Origin of the sequence: Variovorax guangxiensis, from assembly GCF_003952165.1 — a bacterium.
GTDB classification, from domain to species: Bacteria; Pseudomonadota; Gammaproteobacteria; order Burkholderiales; family Burkholderiaceae_C; genus Variovorax; species Variovorax guangxiensis.
In genome coordinates this window covers 383,972-405,789 of record NZ_RXFT01000002.1, presented here as the reverse complement: position 1 = coordinate 405,789, position 21,818 = coordinate 383,972, and the positions used below count along the sequence as shown (strand labels likewise).

At 66.6% G+C, this 21,818-nt stretch carries 20 protein-coding genes; 15 read left to right on the top strand and 5 right to left on the bottom strand.

The annotated features are described in order from the left end of the window. Positions 1 to 85: 85 nt before the first annotated feature. Complete coding sequence (locus tag EJP67_RS07465; protein ID WP_093195975.1) at positions 86 to 943, bottom strand: ferritin family protein; 858 nt, start codon at positions 941 to 943, stop codon at positions 86 to 88. Positions 944 to 1,072: 129 nt separating this feature from the next. Here EJP67_RS07465 and EJP67_RS07460 point away from each other — a divergent pair, with 129 nt between their 5' ends. Beyond that, entirely contained in the window at positions 1,073 to 1,687 is a 615-nt protein-coding gene (locus EJP67_RS07460) for a glutathione peroxidase (RefSeq protein ID WP_126021064.1), read from the top strand. Between the two features lie 519 nt (positions 1,688 to 2,206). On the opposite strand, the gene EJP67_RS07455 is transcribed toward EJP67_RS07460, so the two are convergent. Continuing rightward, positions 2,207 to 2,818, bottom strand: coding sequence for a glutathione S-transferase N-terminal domain-containing protein (locus EJP67_RS07455; protein WP_126021063.1), 612 nt, complete (start codon positions 2,816 to 2,818; stop codon positions 2,207 to 2,209). Positions 2,819 to 2,948: 130 nt separating this feature from the next. Between EJP67_RS07455 and purB the strand changes: the two genes are divergently transcribed. The 4 genes from purB to EJP67_RS07435 all read left to right on the top strand — a co-directional run bounded on the left by purB (position 2,949) and on the right by EJP67_RS07435 (position 8,458). Further along, positions 2,949 to 4,328, top strand: coding sequence for an adenylosuccinate lyase (gene purB, locus EJP67_RS07450; RefSeq protein WP_126021062.1), 1,380 nt, complete (start codon positions 2,949 to 2,951; stop codon positions 4,326 to 4,328). Positions 4,329 to 4,459: 131 nt separating this feature from the next. Then, entirely contained in the window at positions 4,460 to 5,608 is a 1,149-nt protein-coding gene (locus EJP67_RS07445; protein WP_126021061.1) for a PepSY-associated TM helix domain-containing protein, read from the top strand. Between the two features lie 97 nt (positions 5,609 to 5,705). Continuing rightward, positions 5,706 to 7,847, top strand: coding sequence for a TonB-dependent receptor family protein (locus EJP67_RS07440; RefSeq protein WP_126021276.1), 2,142 nt, complete (start codon positions 5,706 to 5,708; stop codon positions 7,845 to 7,847). 50 nt (positions 7,848 to 7,897) lie between these two features. Further along, positions 7,898 to 8,458, top strand: coding sequence for a YaeQ family protein (locus EJP67_RS07435; RefSeq protein ID WP_126021060.1), 561 nt, complete (start codon positions 7,898 to 7,900; stop codon positions 8,456 to 8,458). Positions 8,459 to 8,470: 12 nt separating this feature from the next. On the opposite strand, the gene EJP67_RS07430 is transcribed toward EJP67_RS07435, so the two are convergent. Together EJP67_RS07430 and EJP67_RS07425 are read right to left on the bottom strand one after the other, a co-directional pair. After that, positions 8,471 to 8,776, bottom strand: coding sequence for a putative signal transducing protein (locus tag EJP67_RS07430; protein ID WP_126021059.1), 306 nt, complete (start codon positions 8,774 to 8,776; stop codon positions 8,471 to 8,473). A 2-nt stretch (positions 8,777 to 8,778) separates the two neighbouring features. Next, positions 8,779 to 9,261, bottom strand: a complete 483-nt coding sequence (locus EJP67_RS07425) for a DUF3717 domain-containing protein (protein ID WP_126021058.1) — start codon at positions 9,259 to 9,261, stop codon at positions 8,779 to 8,781. 499 nt (positions 9,262 to 9,760) lie between these two features. Here EJP67_RS07425 and EJP67_RS07420 point away from each other — a divergent pair, with 499 nt between their 5' ends. From EJP67_RS07420 to EJP67_RS07410, 3 genes are all read left to right on the top strand, one after another. Further along, complete coding sequence (locus EJP67_RS07420) at positions 9,761 to 10,510, top strand: TerC family protein (protein WP_126021057.1); 750 nt, start codon at positions 9,761 to 9,763, stop codon at positions 10,508 to 10,510. A gap of 85 nt (positions 10,511 to 10,595) precedes the next feature. Next, entirely contained in the window at positions 10,596 to 11,060 is a 465-nt protein-coding gene (locus EJP67_RS07415; protein ID WP_126021056.1) for a hypothetical protein, read from the top strand. 97 nt (positions 11,061 to 11,157) lie between these two features. Further along, positions 11,158 to 11,511, top strand: coding sequence for a phage holin family protein (locus EJP67_RS07410; protein ID WP_126021055.1), 354 nt, complete (start codon positions 11,158 to 11,160; stop codon positions 11,509 to 11,511). 19 nt (positions 11,512 to 11,530) lie between these two features. On the opposite strand, the gene EJP67_RS07405 is transcribed toward EJP67_RS07410, so the two are convergent. Further along, on the bottom strand, positions 11,531 to 13,096 hold the full coding sequence (locus tag EJP67_RS07405; protein ID WP_126021054.1) for a M48 family metalloprotease: 1,566 nt from the start codon (positions 13,094 to 13,096) through the stop codon (positions 11,531 to 11,533). Between the two features lie 54 nt (positions 13,097 to 13,150). Between EJP67_RS07405 and moaC the strand changes: the two genes are divergently transcribed. The 7 genes from moaC (at position 13,151) to EJP67_RS07370 (ending at position 21,784) form a co-directional block, all read left to right on the top strand. Continuing rightward, positions 13,151 to 13,642, top strand: a complete 492-nt coding sequence (gene moaC, locus EJP67_RS07400; RefSeq protein WP_126021053.1) for a cyclic pyranopterin monophosphate synthase MoaC — start codon at positions 13,151 to 13,153, stop codon at positions 13,640 to 13,642. Positions 13,643 to 14,101: 459 nt separating this feature from the next. Continuing rightward, a complete protein-coding gene (pilV, locus tag EJP67_RS07395) occupies positions 14,102 to 14,698 on the top strand; it encodes a type IV pilus modification protein PilV (RefSeq protein ID WP_126021052.1) in 597 nt (198 codons plus the stop codon). Further along, positions 14,695 to 15,723 (top strand): PilW family protein, encoded by a 1,029-nt coding sequence (locus EJP67_RS07390; protein ID WP_240650552.1) that lies wholly within the window; start codon positions 14,695 to 14,697, stop codon positions 15,721 to 15,723. The genes pilV and EJP67_RS07390 overlap by 4 nt, the downstream gene beginning before the upstream one ends. Further along, positions 15,724 to 16,338 (top strand): pilus assembly PilX family protein, encoded by a 615-nt coding sequence (locus tag EJP67_RS07385; protein ID WP_126021051.1) that lies wholly within the window; start codon positions 15,724 to 15,726, stop codon positions 16,336 to 16,338. It begins immediately after the preceding gene. Positions 16,339 to 16,353: 15 nt separating this feature from the next. Then, on the top strand, positions 16,354 to 20,727 hold the full coding sequence (locus EJP67_RS07380) for a pilus assembly protein (RefSeq protein WP_240650551.1): 4,374 nt from the start codon (positions 16,354 to 16,356) through the stop codon (positions 20,725 to 20,727). Between the two features lie 2 nt (positions 20,728 to 20,729). Further along, the gene (locus tag EJP67_RS07375) at positions 20,730 to 21,209 is read left to right on the top strand and encodes a type IV pilin protein (protein ID WP_126021050.1); all 480 of its coding nucleotides are present in this window, start codon (positions 20,730 to 20,732) and stop codon (positions 21,207 to 21,209) included. Further along, the gene (locus EJP67_RS07370; protein WP_240650549.1) at positions 21,206 to 21,784 is read left to right on the top strand and encodes a GspH/FimT family pseudopilin; all 579 of its coding nucleotides are present in this window, start codon (positions 21,206 to 21,208) and stop codon (positions 21,782 to 21,784) included. Before EJP67_RS07375 ends, EJP67_RS07370 begins: the two co-directional genes overlap by 4 nt. The last annotated feature ends 34 nt before the right edge of the window (positions 21,785 to 21,818 follow it).

The window sequence follows — 21,818 nt, the reverse complement described above, 5'->3', positions numbered from 1 at the left end:
GACGGCCAGCGTCCCCGGTTTGTGACATGGATTCTGCAAAAAAAACGCCCCGGCGAGCGGGGCGTTCCTGTTTCTGTCTTTGCGCTTATGCGCCCTGGTATTCGGGCTTGGGGCCGAGGGTGGCGGCCAGTTCCTTGCGGTAGCGGTTCAGCTCCTGGACGGTCTTGAAGCTGCGGTTCATCAGCAGGCTCAGGTTGTGCAGGATCCGCTCGCCGACCTTGGTTTCCCAGACGGCGTCGAACTTGATCTGCTTGTCGAGCCAGTGCTCGAGCCAGTCGGGGTCGGGCATGCGGCTCTGCACGGTGTCGCGCGGGAAGTGCGCCTTGCTCACGTGCAGGTTGGTCGGGTGCAGGGCCTGGGCCGTGCGGCGGGCGCTGGCCATCAGGACGCCGACCTTGGTGAAGGCGGCACGGGCCTCGTCGCCGAACTTCTCCATGGCGCGCTTCATGTAGCGCAGGTAGGCGCCGCCGTGGCGGGCTTCGTCCTGGCTCAGCGTGGTGTAGATGTGCTTGATGACCGGCTCGGTGTGCCACTGGGCGGCACGGCGGTACCAGTGGTTGAGGCGGATCTCGCCGCAGAAGTGCAGCATGAGGGTTTCCAGCGGCGGGGCCGGGTCGAAGTCGAAGCGCACTTCGTGCAGCTCTTCCTCGGTGGGCGCGTGCTTGGGGCTGAAGCGCTTCAGGTACTCCATGAGCACCAGCGAGTGCTTCTGCTCCTCGAAGAACCAGATCGACATGAAAGCGGAAAAGTCGCTATCGTGGCGGTTGTCGCGCAGGAACATCTCGGTAGCCGGCAGTGCCGCCCACTCGGTGATGGCATTCATCTTGATGGTCTGCGCCTGCTCTTCCGACAGCAAGGAGGCGTCGAACGACTGCCAGGGAATGTCCTTGTCCATGTCCCAGCGGACGGATTCGAGTTGTCTGAAGAGTTCCGGATAGAGCATCTATATCTTTCTAAGGCCGTCGATTTTAATCGGCCCGTTTGGCGCGCCCATGACAGAAGCGCGATGATGCGGATACGCGCGCCGTCGCGGCACGGATGCGCATATCCCTTTTTGATTCAGGAGCCCGCCATGCGAACCCCCTTCCGATTGTCGATGCTGTGGCGCTGCGCCCCTGCGGTTTCCCTCGTGGCGAGCCTCGTTTCGACCGTTCCGGCCCACGCCCAGACGGTAGCCGCCGCGCCCGCTCCGGCAGAGGCCGCGGGATGCCCGGCGATCCTGCAACACACCTTCCCGCGGCTGCAGGATGAAAAACCCCAGTCCCTGTGCCAGTACTCCGGCAAGGTGGTCCTGGTGGTCAATACGGCCAGCTTCTGCGGCTTTACGCCGCAGTACAAGGGCCTGGAGTCGCTGGACATGAAGTACCGCTCGCGCGGCCTGGTGGTGCTGGGCTTCCCGTCGAACGATTTCGCCCAGGAATCGGGCTCCAACAAGGAAATCGCCGATTTCTGCGAAAGCACCTTCGGCGTGAAATTCCCGATGTTCGCCAAGTCTTCGGTGCGCGGCACCGACGCGAATCCGCTGTTCAAGCAGCTCGCGCAGGCCTCGGGCACCACGCCGAAGTGGAATTTCTACAAGTACCTGATCGGGCGCGACGGCAAGGTCGTGCAGGCGTGGTCGAGCATGACGGCGCCGGACGAGAACGGGTTCGTGAGCGTCATCGAGAAGCAACTCGGGCCGAACTGACCGCCAGCAGTTTTTACCGACCGGTCGATTTTTGCGCCACCCCAGTCGCCCATCGGGAACAAACGTTTACAAACCAGACGGGAACCGTGCCGCCGATGCCGCGCTCCTAAATCGCGTGGGCAGTGACTGACTTTCTGCCCCGTGGTTTTCATGTTGCGAGGTCTTCCGGGCGCTTGCCGTCTGGTCGAAATCCCGAGGCGATTCTTCTCCTCCTCCCTCCCTCCCTCCTTCGCGTCGGGGCGCCTCGCAGCATTTTTGTATTCGGGCCGGGCCAGGGTGGCGCGACAGCGCGAACCCGGTCCGCGCCCCCCTCTCTGCTCGTTCCCCTCTGAATCCGGTTCACGCCATTGCACGTAATCGGGTCATGGCCGAAACGACGATCTCCACTCGCTGGCACGACGAGCCCGAGGCGAAGCTCCCGGCTGGGACGTCCTGGGCCGACGCCGGGTTGATACACGCTGCGCGATCGCTGAAAGACAAAAAGGCGCCTCGCGGCGCCTTTCGTGGGGCCCTGCGAGCTCAGGGCTTGGTGTCGATGAAGCTGGGCCGCAGCATCAGCTTGTCGAAAAGCTTCGCGAGGTTGCCGTAGTCCTTGCGCCAGTCGATCTCGGGGAAGCGCAGGTCCAGCCAGCCCAGCGTGCAGCCCACGGCGATGTCCGACAGGCTCAGGTGGATGCCGCTGCAGAAGGGCTTGTCGCCCAGGCCCTTGGCCATGGCGGCGATGCCGTCCTCGACCTTGGCGCGCTGGCGCTCGATCCAGGCGGCGCTGCGCTCGCCGTCGCTGCGGCCGGCCCAGGTGGCTTCCAGGCGCCAGAGCACGCCGGCGTCCATGACGCCGTCGGCCAGCGCCTCCCAGGTCTTGACCTCTGCGCGCTCGCGGCCCTGCTGTGGAATCAGCTTGCCTACTGGCGACAGGGTGTCCAGGTATTCGACGATCACGCGGGAGTCGAACATCGCCTCTCCGCCTTCCATGATCAGGCAGGGGACCTTGCCCAGGGGGTTGGAGTTGGAGATGGTGGTGTCGGCAGCCCAGACGTCTTCGATCACGAACTGGTAATCGAGCCGCTTCTCGGCCAGCACCACGCGCACCTTGCGCACGTAGGGGCTGGCGGCGGATCCGATCAGTTTCATGAAGGCTCTCTCCCTATGTATTGATGACGTTTGTTAATAGTCATTTTAGGTGAACGGGAAAACCAGAGCCCGAATCGATCCCAAAGCGTCGCGCCGGCCCCACCGGGCGGCGGCCGCCTAAAATTGAGGCATGAGCTTTTCCACCGTTTCCGCCCTTTCCCCCCTTGACGGCCGCTACGCGGCCAAACTCGCGGCGCTGCGTCCGCTGATGAGCGAGCAGGGCTATATGCACCGGCGCGTGCAAGTCGAGGTGGCGTGGTTCATTGCGCTGTCCGACTGCGGCTTCGCCGAATTCAAGCCGCTGACCGGCGGCGCGCGCAAGTACCTGATGGGCCTGGTGTCCCATTTCTCCGAGGCCGACGCGCTGGCCATCAAGGAAATCGAGAAGACCACCAACCACGACGTGAAGGCGGTCGAGTACTGGATCAAGTCGAAGTTCGAGGCCCGTCCCGAGCTGCTCGCGGCCGCCGAGTTCGTGCACTTCGCCTGCACCAGCGAGGACATCAACAACACCAGCCACGCCCTGCAGATCCAGGCCGCGCGCGACAAGGTGGTGCTGCCGGCCATCGACGGCCTGATCGCCAAGCTGCGCGAGATGGCGCACCAGTTCGCCGGCGTGTCGATGCTCTCGCGCACGCACGGCCAGACCGCCAGCCCCACCACCGTGGGCAAGGAAATCGCCAACGTGACGGTGCGCCTGTCGAAGGCCCGCGAGCAGATCGCCGCCGTGAAGCTGCTGGGCAAGATGAACGGCGCGGTCGGCAACTACAACGCCCACCTGGCCGCCTGGCCCGACTTCGACTGGGAAGCCTTCAGCCGCAAGGTCGTGGAAACGCCCGCGCCGCTGGGCCTGGGCCTGAGCTTCCAGCCCTACAGCATCCAGATCGAGCCGCACGACTACATGGCCGAGCTGTTCGACGCGGTGGCCCGCGCCAACACGATCCTGATCGACTTCTCGCGCGACATCTGGGGCTACGTGAGCCTTGGCTACTTCAAGCAGCGCCTGAAGAAGGGCGAGATCGGCTCCTCGACGATGCCGCACAAGGTCAACCCGATCGACTTCGAGAACGCCGAGGGCAACCTGGGCCTGGCCAACGCGGTGCTGCGCCACCTGAGCGAGAAGCTGCCCATCAGCCGCTGGCAGCGCGACCTGACCGACAGCACGGTGCTGCGCAACATCGGCGTGGGCTTCGGGTACGCAACGCTGGCCTATGCGAGCCTCGCCACCGGCCTTGGCAAGCTCGAGCTGAACGATGAAGCGCTGGCCGCCGACCTCGACGCCTCGTGGGAAGTGCTGGCCGAGCCGATCCAGACGGTGATGCGCCGCTTCGGCGTGCAGGGCGCCTACGAGCAGCTCAAGGAAGTGACGCGCGGCAAGACCGTGACCGCCGAGGCGCTGCATGGGCTGATCCGCTCGCTGGACATCCCGGAAGCCGAAAAGGCCCGCCTGCTGGCGATGACTCCCGCCAGCTACGTGGGCAAGGCGGCGGAACTCGCCAGTAGAATTTAAGCGTCCTGTATCGATGCAACAGCCGCCTGAAGGCGGCTGTTTTGCGTCGGTGGTTATCCTTTTCCAGCCAACGCCCCGCCGGGCGCCAGCCAGCAACATTCTGCGAGGGGCCCGCCGCCCCTCTGTTGGTCATGCGCGCCCCTCTGAGACGCCTCTGGCTCAAGGTCCATCGCTGGATCGGCCTCACGCTCGGTCCGATCCTCGCACTCACCGCACTGCTCGGCGCCATGCTGGTGGTGGGGCTGCCGCTCGACCGCTGGGCACATCCCGATTTCTTCATCGCCCATTCGGCGCGTTCGACCCCGGCCGGCGACGCCACCAAGGCCGTGCTGCCGCTGGAGGCCCTGCGCCAGCGCCTCACGGCCGAGTTCGGAACCGACGCCGACTTCACGCTGCGCCCGCCGCGCAAGCCCACCGACACGCTGCAGGTGCGGGTGCGCGGCAAATGGGAAGGCACGCTCTACCTCGACCCCGCCACCGGCGCCGAGCAGGGACGCCGGAGCACGCACGAGGGCGCCTACAACATCCTCTTCGAGCTGCACAGCAGCCTGCTGCTGGACGACACCGGCAAGGGCGTGCTCGCCTTCGCCGCGCTGGCCTACCTGTTCCTGCTGGTCACGGGCATCGTGCTGTGGTGGCCGGTGCGCTGGCCGCCGTCGCTGCGCATCGTGCTCGACCGCGGGCTGCTGCGCGGATTGTTCGACCTGCACCGCACCGGCGGCGCGGTGCTCGGGCTGCTGATCGCGGTGTCGGTGGCCACGGGCGCGTACATGGCGTGGCGGCCGCTGGGCAACTTCATCTCCAGCGCGATGGGCCAGCAGCCCGTCAAGGCGCCGGTGATCCCCAAGGGTACGGCGGCCGGCCCGCTCCTGCCGCTGGACGAGCTCGTGGCGCGCGCACAGCAGGTCTACCCCGGCCAGCCCATCGGCTTCATACAAGTGCCTGCCAAGGCCGGCCGGCCGATGCGCGTGCGCTTGCGCCTGCCGGACGATCCGCATCCGAACGGCATCGGCTCGGTGTGGCTGAATCCGGTGACCGGCGAGGTGCTCGCCGCGCGCAAGTGGCAGGACCTCGACGCCGGCAACGGCGCGGTGGCGGTGATCTATCCGCTGCACACCGGCGAGCTCGGCGGGCCGCTGCACGAGGCGGTCACTGCCCTGCTCGGCCTCGCGCTCGGCGGCCTGGGCCTGAGCGGCGTCTGGCTCTGGTGGCGCCGACGCGCCATGGCGAGCGCCGCCCGCGGCGACGACACGCTTTCCCAAGGCACGACCGCACCCTGAGCGGCTCCACGCCGCGCACGACCTTGCTTCTTCATCATCAGAAAACCCGTAGGAGGGATCTCCCTTGTCGTTCACGCACAAACGCACAGCCATCGCGATGGCGCTGCTTCCCCTGAGCCTGCAGAGCTTCGCCGCCGAGGCCGAGCCAGCAGCAGCAGCAGCCGACGCGGCCAAGTCGCTGGAAACCATCACCGTCACCGGCGACTGGCTGGGCAGCCCCAGCGAAACCAAGGTGCTCGAGCACCCCGGCGCCCGCAGCATCATCGAGCGCAAGCAGATCCAGGAAAGCGGCTCGTCCAACGTGCGCGACGTGCTGCGGCAGATGCCCGGCGTGCAGGTACAGGAGAGCAACGGCACCGGCGGCAGCGACATCTCGCTGAACGTGGGCGTGCGCGGCCTGACCTCGCGCCTGTCGCCGCGCTCCACCGTGCTGCTGGACGGCGTGCCGCTGGCCTACGCGCCCTACGGCCAGCCGCAGCTGTCGCTGGCGCCGCTGTCGCTGGGCAACCTCGAAGCCGTCGACGTGGTGCGCGGCGCAGGCTCGGTGCGCTACGGCCCACAGAACGTGGGCGGCATCATCAACTTCGTGTCGCGCGCGATCCCGAAACGGTTCTCGGGCGAGGTGAGCGTGGGCGTCGAAAGCGCCGGCCACGGCGGCGGCACAAAGACCACGCCCAATCTCTTCATCGGCGGCACCAACGAGAACGGCCTGGGCCTGGCGCTGCTGTACTCGGGCACGCATGGCGACGGCTTCCGCCAGAGCAACGACCGCACCAGCATCGACGACCTGATGCTCAAGGGTGCCTACCGCATCTCGAAGACCGACGACGTCGCCATCACGCTGCACCACTTCGAGGGCAAGGGCCGCATGCCCGGCGGCCTGACGACGGCGCAGTTCGCGGCCAATCCCTTCCAGTCGGACCGCCCCTTCGACGAGTTCACCGGCCGCCGCACCGACGGCTCGGTGAAGTACACGCACAACGACGGCGTGAACAAGTTCGAGATGCTGACCTACTACACGGACTCGTACCGCAGCAGCTTCCTCGAGCAGGAAGGCACCGGCGCGAACAATGGCCGCCGGCGCCTCACCTCCGCGCCGCGCAACTACAAGACCTTCGCGGTCGAGCCGCGCTACTCGCGCCTGATCGATTCGGGCAGCGTGGTGCAGGAAGTCAGCGTCGGCTACCGCTACCTGAAGGAAGAGGCATCGGAAGTCGCGACGCGCAGCGCCTACTACCAGCCGCGCCCGGGCTTCAACGCCTTCGGCCTGGCCAACCCCGCCTACCAGACCAGCCAGGGCGGCACGACCGCGCATGCGTTCTACATCGACGACCGCATCGACTTCGGCAACTGGACGATCACGCCCGGCGTGCGGCACGAGTCGATACGCTCGTTCAACGACGTCTACACCATCACGAACGGCCGGGCCACCAGCGCGATTTATCCGAAGATCGATTCGGACGAATGGCTGCCCACGCTGTCGGTGCTCTACCGCGCGAGCGACCGCTGGTCGGTGTTCGCGAACGCGGGCGTGTCGTTCGGGCCGCAGCAGTACGCGCAGCTCGCGCAGTCGACCACCGGGCTGCATCCCGAGAAGGCCAAGACGTACGAGATCGGCACGCACTACAAGGGCGAGGCCTGGAGCAGCGAGCTCACGCTGTTCAACATCAACTTCGACAAGGAGCTGCTACTGGCGCGCTCCATCACCGGCGACGTCGGCCAGTGGACCGACCTGGGCGCGACGCGTCACCGCGGGCTGGAATCGGCGTTGCGCTACGACCTCGGCACGCTGAGCGAATCGCTCAAGGGGCTGTCGGTGTCGGGCACGTACACCTACACGCAGGCCATCTCGAAGGCCGGCGCCTTCGCCGGGCGCGACCTGCCCTTCTACTCGCGCCAGGTGGCGACGCTGGGCGCGCGCTACGAGCGCGGGCCGTGGACCTTCAACGCCGACATCTACGCGCAGTCGAAGCAGCGCTCGCCGGGCTCGCCTGACGACGGCGCAAGATACGTCACGCTGGAAGACGCCACCGGCCGGCTGGGCGACATTCCCGGCTATGCCACGATGAACCTGCGCGCGGCCTACGACTTCGGGCCGTCGATGAGCAACCTCAAGGTCGCGGTGGGCGTGAAGAACCTCTTCGACCGCCGCTACTTCAACCGCTCGGTGGACAACAACGGCGGCAAGTACGTGGGGCAGCCCCGCACGGTCTACCTGCAGGCCTCGGTGGCGTTCTGAGGCTTCGCCCGAGGGGTGCCGGCGGGCGCCGGGCCTAAACTCGCGCACCCATGGCCCTCAAATCCACCATCTTCAAGGCCACCCTCGCGGTGGCCGACATCGACCACGGCTACTACGCCGACCACGCGCTGACCCTGGCGCGCCACCCCAGCGAGACCGACGAGCGGATGATGATCCGGCTCGTCGCGCTCGCGCTCAACGCCCACCAGCTGCAGGACGTGTGCAACGGCGACGGCACGCTGGCCTTCGGCGCCGGCCTGTCGAACGTCGAGGAGCCCGACGTGTGGCTGCGCGACTTCACGGGCGAGGTCAAGCTCTGGATCGAGGTCGGCCAGCCCGAAGACAAGCCCATCATCAAGGCCTGCAACAAGGCCGACGAGGTGATCGTCTACGCCTTCAACCACGCGGCCGAGATCTGGTGGCGCGGCATCGAGAACAAGCTCACGCGGCCGCAGAACCTCAAGGTGTACCGCGTGCCGACCACTGCCTCGCAGGCGCTGGCCGCGCTCGCGCAGCGCAGCATGCAGCTGCAGGCGACCATCCAGGAAAACACGCTGACCTTGGGCGACGGCACCAACAGCGTCGACATCGAACCCTTGCGCTGGAAATAAGCCTCCGCGCTGCTAGGCGAGCGGCATCATCTGGCCGCACTGCCAGCACTGCTCGAAACCGCCTTCGACCTGCTCGCCGCACACGCAGCGCCAGCTGCGCTGCGGACGATGCTGCAACTCGTGCAGCAGTCGCTTGGCAAGATCGAACTGGTTCTCGTCGTCGATCCAGATCTCGGGCAGGCACTGATCCGGGGGGAGCTGGCCCATCACCGCGCCGAGGAATTCGCGCTGCACGGTGGCGGCCACGCCCTCCTCGCGCAAGGCATGCGCCCACACGGTCGCGATCGCGAGATTGGGAGCTTGCGCGAGGCGGCGCATGGTCAGGGGGCCCAGTTCTTCTCGTCGTCGGGATCGAACTCGGGCTCGTCGGCCGACGCAGACGAAGACGGATCGCGCTCCGCCTCGCGTGCGCGCTCGGCATAGCGGTTGAAGCGCCAGGCCGAGTCTTCCATGGTGATGCGGCGCCATGTGACGCGCTTCTCGACGGGCGACATGCCGGGCCAGAACTGCACTTCGTCGAAGCTGCGGCCGCAGCCCTTGCACTCGTCGTCGCCCTGGCTGGTGGAGCAGATGGCGATGCAGGGCGTGTCGGGCGTGCTGTCGTACCAGGCCATCCAGGCGGCCCAGGCCTTCTGCGGAAAGCCGACCTCGTCAACCTCGTCCTCGTGGTGGAAGACCATGAGCGCGTAGACCTCGGCCAGCGCCCGCAATTCGGGACCCAGCGTGACGCCGTCGGGCGAGGGCGTCCTGTCGCGCCAGTAGTTGATGGCGGCCTCGATGTCGGTGATGTGTATGGCGGCCATGGAGCGTGAAGAAGCAGCGGACGGCGATCATAGTCCGGCAATGTCCCGAAGCATCAAAGGGACATGATTGCTATGAAAACAAGAGCATCACACCTTGTATTCATGCGCACTTTGAAGCGGTTCTCTTTAAATTTCTGAAAACTTTCGATTGCGCCACCTGGAGCTTGGATGCTCTAATCCGCCGCACGAAGGGGAGTAGCTCCCGAGCGCTGTCGGCCACGACGGCGCGAATCGTCAGGTCGTCAATACGAAGCAAAACACTTCCGGCCTGCCGGGCAACGTACGCGCTCTATTTTTCGCGCGCACGCTGTCGAGCAAGACCTTCGATTTGAACCTGTGCAGGTTTGGTCGAAGCGTTCGCAAGTCCCCGGAATCACCCGGCCTTCATTCCTCGCTTTCGACCCGCCCCGCACGGGATGAATCGAAACGCATAGACATGCGCCTTCCGTCGTCACCCCTGAAGGGAGAGGCAGGGGCGCGAAGACAAAAGAGGAAAGCTATGGAAATGTTCATGACCCCGGAGTTCTGGGTCGCAGTCGGTCAGATCATCATGATCGACATCCTGCTGGGCGGCGACAACGCCGTGGTGATCGCGCTGGCCTGCCGCAAGCTCCCGCCGGCCCAGCGCACGCAAGGCATCCTGTGGGGTACCGCGGGTGCGATCGCGCTGCGCGTGATCCTGATCTTCTTCGCTCTGACCCTCCTGGCCATTCCGTTCCTGAAGCTGGTGGGCGCGATCCTGCTGCTGTGGATCGGCGTCAAGCTGCTGGCTCCCGAACACGACGACGCGCACGGCAACATCGCCGGCAGCGACAAGCTGTGGGGCGCCGTCAAGACCGTGATCGTGGCCGACCTCGTGATGAGCGTCGACAACGTGATCGCCATTGCTGGCGCCGCCCAGGGCGCCGGCGACAGCCACCAGATGCCGCTCGTGATCTTCGGCCTGCTCGTGAGCATCCCGATCATCGTCTGGGGCAGCCAGCTGGTCATCAAGCTGATGGACCGCTTCCCGATGATCATCACTGCCGGCGGCATGCTGCTCGGCTGGATCGCCGGCACGATGGCCGTATCCGACCCGGCCCTGGCGAACACCGCCGCCTGGACCTGGGTGCCGAAGGTGCCGCAGACCGACGTGATCAAGTACGCAGCCGGCGTCCTCGGTGCGCTGCTGGTGCTGGTGATCGGCAAGTGGGTGGCCGCGCGCCACGCCCGCAACAAGCACGAGGAACCGGCGGTGACGACCGGCTGAGCGCCGGTGGTCATTGCCCCCGACCGCGAACGAACTTCCTGTCCAACCCAGTCTCTGTCACTCTAACTACCTGAAGGAGCACGCCATGGAAAAGATCATTCTTTACGTCGACGACGCCACCTACGCCTGCGAGCAGTTCGCCGAACTGGCGCCGGATGCCAACAGCGTCGTGGCGCGCCATTGGGTGCTCGTGGCCTGCGCTCCGCGCATGACGCATCGCATCAGCAAGTGGGTGAGCCACAGCGCCCGCGAGAACTGGCGCGCCAAGTGGTTCAGCAAGGTGCAGGCGCAGATGACGCCGCTGCTGGAGCGCAACGGCGGGCAGGTGACGGCGGTGCTGGCCAAGGGCCCGCTGGCCGAACTCACGGCACAGCTCAAGCGCGAGCATTCGGCCACCCACGTGGTCGATGCGCGTCGTCCGAAGGTCGGCGTCGACCTGGAGCCGGTGACGCCGGACCAGACGCCGCCGCACCAGTCGGGCTGGGCATTTCCCGGCGCGGTGATGGGCATGGGCGCGCTGCTGGTGCTGGCGAACGAGCTGGCCGAGTAAGACCGCAGGAAGCAGCTTCCCAAATCGACGAGCCCCGGCGCGGCAACGCACCGGGGCTCGTTGTCTTTTGCGGGCCCTGGTGGGGTATCCTGCCGCCATGCGCATCATCCTCAAATGGCTGCTCAGCGCCGTGGCGCTGCTGGCGGTCGCCTATCTCTACAGCGGCGTCCAGGTCAACAGCTTCGGCTCCGCGCTGATCGCCGCGGCGGTCATCGGCCTGCTCAACATGATCGTGCGGCCCGTGCTGGTGATACTGACGCTGCCCGTCACCATCGTCACCCTGGGGCTCTTCCTTTTCGTCATCAACGCGCTGCTGTTCTGGGCCGCCTCCGGCCTGCTGGGCGGCTTCCACGTCAACGGCTTCCTGGCCGCGCTGATCGGCTCGCTGCTGTATTCGGTGCTGGGGCTGCTGATCGAGTCCGCGCTGGGCGGACTGCTCTCCAAACGCTGAGCGCCCGGGAGCGCTCGAGTCACTTGAGCGGCGGCTCCGCCGCCTGCTCCTTCACCAGCACCTCCACCGCACGAGCGCGGGTGTCGATGATCGACGCCTCGTAGTGATCGACCACCTTGGACTGGCGGACGATCTCCTGCGCGGCCTTGAAGCGGTCGCGCGCCGCGGGGTAGTCGAGGATCGCCACGTTCGCCTCGGCGTCGGCGCGCACCGCGCGCAGCGTGTCGTTCTGCGCGCCATAGAGGTTGCCGAGCGCGCGCCAGACCGTCGCGTCGCGCGGGTTGGCGGCGACCCAGTCGCGCAGCACGGGAATCATCGGCGCTGGCTGGCGCATCGCCGTAGCGGCCTCTGCCGACAGCAGCATCTCGGGCCGTTCCTTCGACCTGGCGTCCAGCAGCGCGGCCGCCTTGGGCGCCGCACCCGCGGCAAGCTCGATCTCCGCGCCGAGCCAGCGTGCCTGCTTTGCCGCGGCAGGGTCGTCCGCCACGCGCGCGGCAAGGCGCTCGGCCAGGGCGCGCGCGGTCTTGTAGTCGCGCATCTCCTTTGCCGACAGCGCCGCCGCGTACAGCGTGCCCGCCTGCTGCGCCGGCGAGCTCTTCGCGAATTCACCGCTGGAGGCCGAATCGATCCATAGCCGCAGCACGTCGACGCCGGGGCGGGTGAGCACGCGGGCGCGCGAGGCGATCATCGCGTGGTCCATGGCCAGCGGCTGCGGCGGCACCGTATCCATGTTGAACTGGAAGCGGCCCTGCATGTCGGAGATGCGCTCGGTCGTCAGCGGGTGGCTGCGCAGATAAGGATAGGAGCCGTTGTCGTTGAGGCGCGAGGCGTACTGCAGCTTCTCGAACATCGTGGCGGCGCCCTGCGGCGCGAAGCCGGCCTGCGTCATCACGCCGAAGCCGATGCGGTCGGCCTCGCGCTCCATGTCGCGCGAGAAGTTCAGCTGGTTCTGCGCGAACACGGCCTGGCTGCCCATGATCATGGCCTGCCCGGCATCGCCGTTGCGGCTCTTGCCGGCGGCGATCATCCCGAGGATCAGGCCGGCGATCATCAGCGGCATCTGCCGGCCCTGCTTCGTCATGATCCGCGAGATGTGGCGCTGCGTGACGTGCGAGAGCTCGTGCCCCAGCACCGTGGCCAGCTCGTCGCGGCTGCCGACCACCGCCACCAGCCCGAGGTTGAGCCCGAGGTAGCCGCCCGGCAGCGCGAAGGCATTGATGTTGCGGTCGCGGCCCAGCAGGATCGTCCAGGCGAAGCGCTCGTCGAGCTCCGGCGTGAGTTCGCCGCGCGCGCGGGCGGCGACCAGCAGGCGCTGCCAGATGTCCTGCACGTAGGCGGCGATCACCGGGTCGTCGATGTAGTCGGTGTCGCGGTAGAGCTCGCGGGCGATCTGGTCGCCCAGATGGCGCTCGGCGCTGGCGGTCATCTCGCCGCCGTCGCCCATGCCGGGGAGCACCTGCTGGATCTGCGCCAGCGCGGGCACCGGCAGCAGCACTTGGGATGCTATCAAAACGCTAGCACACAAGGCTTGCAGGGTGGGCCTCGGCAGGCTTCTGGAGTGGGGTTGGGGAGTCAAGCGCGGCATTCCTCGTCTGTGGCTCGGGCTCGTATGATGCACCTCCAACCTGATCGTTCACCCATGAGCACCCTCACCCATTTCGACGCCCAGGGCCAGGCCCACATGGTCGACGTCGCCGCCAAGCCCGCAACCCACCGCGTGGCCGTCGCCACGGGCCGCATCGAGATGCAGGCGGCGACGCTCGCGCTGATCGAGTCCGGCACGGCGAAGAAGGGCGACGTCCTGGGCATCGCGCGCATCGCGGGCATCCAGGCGGCGAAAAAGACCAGCGACCTGATTCCGCTGTGCCACCCGCTGGCGCTGACCCGCGTGGCCGTGGCCTTCGCGCTGGCCGATGCGGGAAGCGCACCCCAGGTGGTCTGCACGGCGACCGTCGAGACCGTGGGGCCGACGGGCGTGGAGATGGAGGCGCTGACGGCCGTGCAGGTGGCGCTCCTGACGATCTACGACATGTGCAAGGCGGTGGACCGCGGCATGCGGATCACCGACGTGCATGTGCTGGAGAAGCACGGGGGGAAGTCGGGGAGCTGGGTGGCGGGAGCCTCCGAGTAGCTCGACGAAGCCCCCTCGAAGCATTCCGTCCCGCGGCCAGGACACGTCGTCCTCGACCGGGTGGCATCGCGCCAGCCACAACAAATGACCGCCCCGGCCAAGCCGCACGTCTGCTGCGCTTGCGCCTGACCTGCCCGGGCAGGCAGAGGCCGCAAGTCGGCTGAAACGCCGATCGTCCCTGAGCCGCTGCACAGCATGTGCTGTGCAGCACGCCCCCTTCCCTTCATCCACTCGCGTTCGCGAGCAGGTATCAGCGATGCCTGCGGTACAGCGCCGCCCCCAAATCCGTCGAGCCCGACAACGGATCGACAACGAATGTCTCCTGACGGTTGCCATAGCCCGACGAGCGGCGCACCGATCACGACTCGCGTGCCGCATCATTCATAAACAATTTTAGACAAAATTAACAGCAGTTAACACGATGAAGATCTCTTTTGTTAACAAATCGCTTCCCGATCGATGAACTCCTTTTCCCGTCGAGCAAGAAATGCCGGCCGCGTTGCGGGTTTCACGCTGATCGAGGTGCTCGTGTCGATCGTCGTGCTGTCCTTCGGGCTGCTGGGCATGGTCGCGCTGCAGGCGGCGTCGCTGCAGGCCAATCGCGATGCCCGCCTGCAGTCGACGGCGGTGGTGCTGGCCCGCGAACTGGCGGAAATGATGCGGGGCAACAAGGACCAGGCGCTGCTCGCCACAAACAATCCTTATCTGACTGGCAAGTTGTCGAACCCGTTGGTGGCCCCGAGCGCGTCCTACTGCCTTTCAGTCGGAAGCTCGTGCAACACGCCGGAGAAAGTTGCGCAAGCCGAACTGACCGACTGGCTGGCACGGGTGGACGACGCACTGCCGGGCGCAAGCATCCGCATCTGCCGCGACGCCGCGCCCTTTGCATCGGACGGCACGGCGCAGTGGGGCTGCACCTCCTCCGACAGCAGCGATCCGATCCTGGTCAAGATCGGCTGGAGCCGGCCGTCCCTGAAGAGTGGCGACACGAACGTCTGGAAGGCGTCGGACCGGCCTTCCGTGGTGCTGGCGGTGACGCCGGGGAGCACGCTTTGATCGCCTCCTCCCTCCCCGCCTCCTCCTCGTCCCGCCGCGCCGTTCGCGGCCTCACGCTGGTCGAACTGCTCGTGGCCATGGCCGTGGGCCTGGTGGTCGTGCTGGCAGCGGTATCGGCGCTGTCGGTGGCGCAACGTGGATTCACCACGGTCGATGCGGCTTCGCAGTTGCGTGACAACGGGCGGTTCGCGGCGGACATGATCCAGCGCATCGGCGTGCAGGCCGGCTACAAGGATGTGTTCTTCGCGGCGACACGCCCGAAGTCCGCCGCGAGCAACCCGGCGCCCAGCGTCATGGGGTTCAACAACGCCAAGGTCGACCTCTCCGATCCGCTGGCCGCATCCAGCGAATGGCCGAGCAGGGAAGCCGGCGTGGGCAGCGACGTGCTCATCCTGCGCTACCAGGTGGCGCAGACCTTCGCGCTCACCGCGGACACCGGGGCCGACAAGTCCATGATCGACTGCGCCGGCAACGCGCCCTCGACGGCGCCGAACATCAGCGAGGCGGGTGCGCGGTACACGCGCATGGCCAGCATCTTCTCGGTGGGGCAGAGCCAGGGCGAGCCGTCGCTGCTTTGCACCTACTACGACGCGGCGACGAGTGCGTGGAAGTCCGCGCCCATCGTGCAAGGCGTCGAGAACTTCCAGGTGCTGTACGGCGTCGATGGCGTCACCGCAGGCCAGGCTCCTGCGAAGAATGCTGCGGTACCCGATGTTCCGAACGCCTATCTGCGGGCCGACCAGATGGAAGTCGATGGCGATGCCGCCGCAACCCTTGCGAATTGGCGCCGGGTGCGCAGCCTGCGCATCGGCATGGTGTTGCGCAGTGCCAAAGGTACCGCGCAGGACATGGAGACGCAGACCTTCCATCCGCTCGGCGTCGCAAAAGGCAGTGATAAAGGTCAACGCGGCAGCGCCTTCGCAGTCGGCGACGACGCCGGCACCACCTTCCAGCCGACGCCCGACGGACGGTTGCGCCAGGCCATGACCTTCACGATCCACCTGCGCAACGACCAGGGGCTCTGAATGAAGCATGCCCTCTTCAGCCGCCCTGGCCGCCCCAGTCGCCCCAACCGCCAGGCTGGCGCCTCGCTGATCGTCGTTCTGCTCCTGCTGGTGATCGTCTCCATCCTCGGCGCGGGCGCGGCGCAGATCGCCACCATGGGCGAGCGCAGCGCTCGCAACGACCGGGACATGCAGGTCGCCTGGCAGTCGGCCGAAGCGGCGCTGATGGATGCCGAGTTCGACATCCACGGCCCCGCTGCCTCCAGCCGGCGTGCTGTGTTCACCGACATGGCCAACGCCAACGCCTTCGTCGGCGGTTGCGGCAGCTCAGGCAACAGCAAGGGCCTGTGCGCGCTCGAAACGACCGGCAAGCCCGCCTGGCTGGCGGTGGACTTCACCGCGACCACCGGCGCCAAGACCACCGCCTACGGCGAGTTCACCGGCCGCAGCTTCCCCGCGGGCGACAACGGCATCCAGCCGGCCAAGGCGCCGCGCTATGTCATCGAACCGATCGAAGACCCGGCCAACCGCGACGCCTCAGGCGGTTCCGCCAGATACATCTTCCGCGTGACGGCCATGGGCTTCGGCCCCCGGGCCGACATCCATGGCGTCGTCCAGATCATCTATCGCGACTGACGCGAGCAGCCTTCCATGACAACGTTCTCTTCCCATCCAAGGCCCTGGTTCAAGCGGCCGCGCATGCTCGCGCAGCTTTCGCTCCCACTGGCGGCGGCGGCCTTGCTCGCGGTGTCGATCGCGGGCAGCCGCACGACGGCACCCGACATCAGGCCCATCGCGCTGGCGAGCGAGCCGCTGTATGCGACCACCTCGGGAGACAAGCCCGCCCTCACGCTGGCACTGTCGGTGGAGTTCCCGACCGTCGGCGCGCAGTACACGGCCGGCGGCACCTCCGACAACACGTACAGCAACCTGAACGAGTACATCGGCTACTACGACGCGAATGCCTGCTATGAGTACAACGACGCGCCGAACGAAACGCCTGCCGCGGGCCTCAAGGCCTCCGACTACAAGCGCTTCGACCGCATCCAGTCCAGCACGCGCACGGACCGCATGTGCGAGGACGGCTTCAGCGGCAACTTCCTGAACTGGGCCAGCAGCTCGGCCATCGACATGCTGCGCCTGGCCCTCTCGGGCGGCGACCGCTACATCGACACGAGCGACCTGACCATCCTGCAGCGCGCGGTGCTCCCCAACGGAGACCCCACCTGCATGTGGAACACGACCAACTTTCCCTCGAAGAAGCTGCTGCGCGACGGCGGTGGCAGTGGCAGTGGCAGGTACTGGGGCGCGGTGCCGCGGCGGATGATCGCCGCGGCCGGCGCCAGCGACATCTGGGTGGCGAACACCTTGAACCGCATCTACTTCGGTACCGCCCTGGGCGGCAGCTGCACTGCCACGGGCAGCTACAGCCTGAGCGCCAGCACGTCGACAGCGCCGTTTCCCTTCCACGGCGACAAGCCTCCCTACGTCGCGTCGTCCAGTTGCGCCAACGAGGACGCCAACTGCGACTTCTCCGACACCAGGGAAGTCTGGTACGGCGCCGGCAACACCTGGATGGTCGGCCGGTTCACGGGCGGCACCTCCTGCAGCAACGCCGTATTCACCGACCCCGCGCCGGGCGTTGCCAAAGCTTGCTACACGGCCCCCGCCGGCTCCACCGCGAGGCCGGCCCATGACCTCAACAGCGATGGCTTCTTCTACTCCCGCGTGAGGGTTTGCGAGAAGACCAGCGCCGGCGACCTGGCCGACGTGCGCGACTACGGCTTCTGCATCAGGTACCCGAGCGGCAACTACAAGCCGACCGGTACCGTGCAGAAGTACAGCGACAGATTGCGCCTGGCTGCCTTCGGCTACCTCATGGAGCAGACGTACAGCGCCAAAGGCGGACGATATGGCGGCGTGCTGCGCGCGCCCATGAAGTACGTCGGCGCCAAGACCTTCGACATCAACGGCATCGAGAACACGCCCAGCGGCGGCAACGCGGCAGCCGAATGGGACGCCACCACGGGCGTATTCGCGGCCAATCCGGACGGCAGAACGCTGTCGGGCACCAATGCCACCTTCGGCGTGAGCGGGGTCATCAACTACCTCAACAAGTTCGGTCGCACCGGGCCCGTGGCAGGCCGCTACAAGGTGTACGACCCGGTCAGCGAGCTTTACTACGAGTCACTCCGCTATTTGCAGGGGCTGCAGCCGAGCGACGAAGCCACCAGCAAGCTGACGACGGCTTTGTACGACGGCTACCCGGTATTCACCACCTGGAGCGACCCCTACGGAGATGGGCGCACCAGCTCCAGCAACTACGCCTGCCTCAAGAGCAACATCGTGGTCATCGGAGACATCAACACGCACGACGGCGACTATCGCTTTCCCAAACCCGATCCGGCACTGAACCATCCAAACGTCGACGACTGGACGAAGACGGTCATCGCCTTCGAGAAGGGAACGGCCAAGGAATACCTCGACGGGCAGGGCAAGAAACGAGAGACGAAAGGCAACCCTGCCCCCAACGCCGATGTACGCACCCACTCGATCATCGGGCACTCGTACTGGGCCCATACGCACGACATCCGCGGCACGGACTGGACTGCGCAACCCAGCATGCAGCGCCCCGGCCTGCGCGTGAAGAGCTTCTTCTTCGACGTGAACGAACACGGCAATCAGAAAGACGCCAATACCCGGCGCAACAGAAACCAGTTCTTCACTGCGGCGAAGTACGGTGGTTTCGAGTCGGACCCCTCCAACCCAGGCCGCAAGCCCTTCAACACCTTCGGCAACCCCTTCCAGCGCCAGGACGGCACGGCCGATGACAACGTCTGGCAGGACAGTGCCCGGCCCGGCGAGGCCAGCACCTACTATCTGCAAAGCAGTGCCCGCAGCGTGCTGAGCGCGTTCGACAGCATCTTCAGCCGCGCATCGACCTCCGCGCGAAGCATTGCCGGCAGCGCGGTGCAGTCGAAGTCGCTGCAGACGAGCAACGCCGTCTACCAGGGTGCGTTCGACACCAGCGACTGGAGCGGCGACCTGTTTTCGCAGGCGATCACGATCAGCGATGGCAAGGCCAGCATCTCGCCCACCCCGACGTGGTCGGCCTCGAGCCGCCTGGCTGCGCTCTCCGCGCCTGCAACTTCACGCAACATCGTGATCGGGCGTGCGGGCAATGCCGTGCCCAAGGCCAGTCCGTTCCTGTGGGACTCGCTGACCGACGCGCAAAGGGCCGACCTGGGCAAGCTCACGCCCTCGACCAGGGCCGACTCGCTGGGCTCCGACCGAGTGAGCTACCTGCGCGGAAGCAACGCCCTCGAAGGCTCGCAATTCCGCCGGCGCAACAGGAAGCTGCTGGGAGACATCATCAATTCGAGCGTGGTGTATTCGGGCGCACCCGCCAACAACATCAACTCGACCTCGTACGCCGCCTTCCGGACGGCAAACCTCGGCCGCACTCCTGCTGTCTTCGTGGGCGCCAACGACGGCATGCTGCACGCCTTCAACGCCGGCACCGGCGATGAACTGTTCGGCTACATCCCCAGCTGGATGTCGCCCAGGCTGGCCGCGCTGACCGACGTGAACTACGTGTCCCACCATCAGAGCTATGTGGACGGCCCGCCGGTGGTGGCCGAAGCGCAGGTGGGCTCCGCCGGCACTTCGGCCGACTGGAAGACGGTGCTGGTTTCCGGCACCGGTGCAGGCGGGCGCGGCGTCTTCGCACTGGACGTCACCGACCCGACGGCCTTCGACGCATCGAAGGTGATGTGGGAGTTCACGGCGGACGACGACGTCGACATGGGATTCGTCGTCGGGCAGCCGCAGATCCTGAAGATGCGCACCAGCGCACCGACGGCAACGACCGCCACCTACAAGTGGTTCGCGGTGGTCGCCAGCGGGGTGAACAACTACACCAAGGCCAACTCGGACAACAAATTCAGCACCGGCCATCCCGCCATCTTCCTGCTCGATCTGTCGAAGGCGCCGGAAACGGCCTGGGAACTCGGCACCAACTACTACAAGGTGGAACTGCCCTACGACGCTACGTTGGCCGTGACCAAGCCCACCGGCGTGCTCAACTTCAAGGCAGCCATCGCCACCGGCGGCAATCGCGAAGTGGCCCAGATCTTCGTGGGAGACCTGCACGGCAACATGTGGAAGCTCGACTTCCGCAGCCAAGGCACCTCCCGGTGGAACATGGCGAACCTGTCGGCCTTCAAGAAGGCCAGCGACAACGCCCCTTACCCGCTCTTCGTCGCCAAGGACAGCGAAGGCAAGGTGCAGCCCATCAGCATGGCGCCCACGCTGGTGACCGCGGCGAATGACCCCAGGGCCATTCTGGTGGCCTTCGGCACCGGCAAGTACCTCGAGATGGACGACCGCTCGTCGACGGCGCAGAACTCGTTCTACGTGATCTACGACGACGGCACGGCCACTCCCGATGCGACGCCGAACGGCTCCGGCGCCATCAGCGGGCGCGCCCGGCTGAGAGCGGCCACCATCGACTCCAAGGGCGCGATCACGGTGCCCGGCTTCACCTGGGGCCGCGCCACGAGCGACCTCACGACGGCGTCGAGCGTGAGCTCGGGCTGGTACATGGATTACGCGAGTTCCGAACGGCAGGTGAGCGCGGCGACGCTGCGCGGCGACACGCTCGTATTCGCCAGCCTGATCCCGGCGGCCGCGGGCGACTCGAGTTCCTGCGGCGCGAGTGGAGGCGGCGGCAACGCCTACATCGTCAACGTGGACACGGGGATCGGAACGCGGAGCGCATCGACGGTCGGCATCACGGGAGAGCCGCTGGTGATCGAGGTGGCCAGCACGGTCGCCTCCATCAGCAACGGCACGGGCCAGCGCGCGAGGCGGATCACGAGCCAGGCGATTTCGCAAGGCTCCGGCGGCATCGACAACGTCGGAGACGGCACCGACGGCAGCGGACAGGTGACGGTCACCCTCATCGGAGGGCGGCTGAGCTGGCGGCAGATCAACAACTACCTGGATCTGAAGCGCGGATCGTGAACATGAACCACACAACGAAGCGCGCCGCAGTGCGCGGATTCACGCTGATCGAACTGATGGTCGTCGTGGCCGTGATCGGGATCCTGGCGGCCATCGCCTATCCGTCGTACACGGAGGCGGTCCTGAAGGGCAGGCGGGCACAGGCGCGGACTGCGCTGCTGGAGCTGATGCAGCAGCAGGAGAGGTACATGACGCAGCGGAATGCCTACCTGGCGTTCAGCACCAATGTCGCGAGCGGCGCCACGACACCGGCCGGCGCCTCGAGCACGTTCAAGGTCCATTCGGGCGACAACTCCTCCGCCCCGGCCTACTGGCTTTCCGCTGACAAATGCGGCAGCCAGCCGATCACCGATTGCGTGCTGCTCACCGCCACGCCCACCGGCACGGACGCCGCAGCCGGTTCGCTGACCCTCAGCAGCACGGGCGCCAAGGGCTGCACGGGTACGGCCGCGAGCACGAACTTCCGGGTCTGCTGGCCATGAACGCCCGTAAGCTGCCTCCTCGGAAAAAGGGCTTCACCCTGATCGAATTGATGGTGACGATCGCCGTCGCCGCAATCCTGATGATGGTCGGCGTGCCGAGCTTCGTCGCCTTTCACCGCAACTCCCAGCTCACCTCGGCGGCGAACTCGTTCATCGCGGCCTTGAATGCGGCCAGGGGAGAGGCGATGAAGCGAGGCAGGCAGGCGGTCGTCGTGCCGCGCGCGGACAACGACTGGGCGACCGGCTGGACCGTCTTCGTCGACACCGACAACAACCGGAAGCTCGATGATTCGGACATCCTCATCACGCGGCAGGATGCGCTGCCTGCCTACTTCTCGGCGACAGGCCAGGGTACGGCGAAGAGCAGCCCCGCGTACATCATGTTCAACCCTTCGGGCTACACACAGACCAGCGATTCGACCTTCCAGCCCGCCACGCTGAAGATCGAACGCAACGACATCCCGGACGCGGCGAAGACCCGGCAGACCCGCATCGTGGTGATCGCAAAGACGGGGCGAGCAAGGGTGTGCCAACCCGCGACGGATACGACGTGCACGACGTCGGCGAGCGAGTGATCGATTGACGGCCGCGAGCGTGCGCGGCACCTCG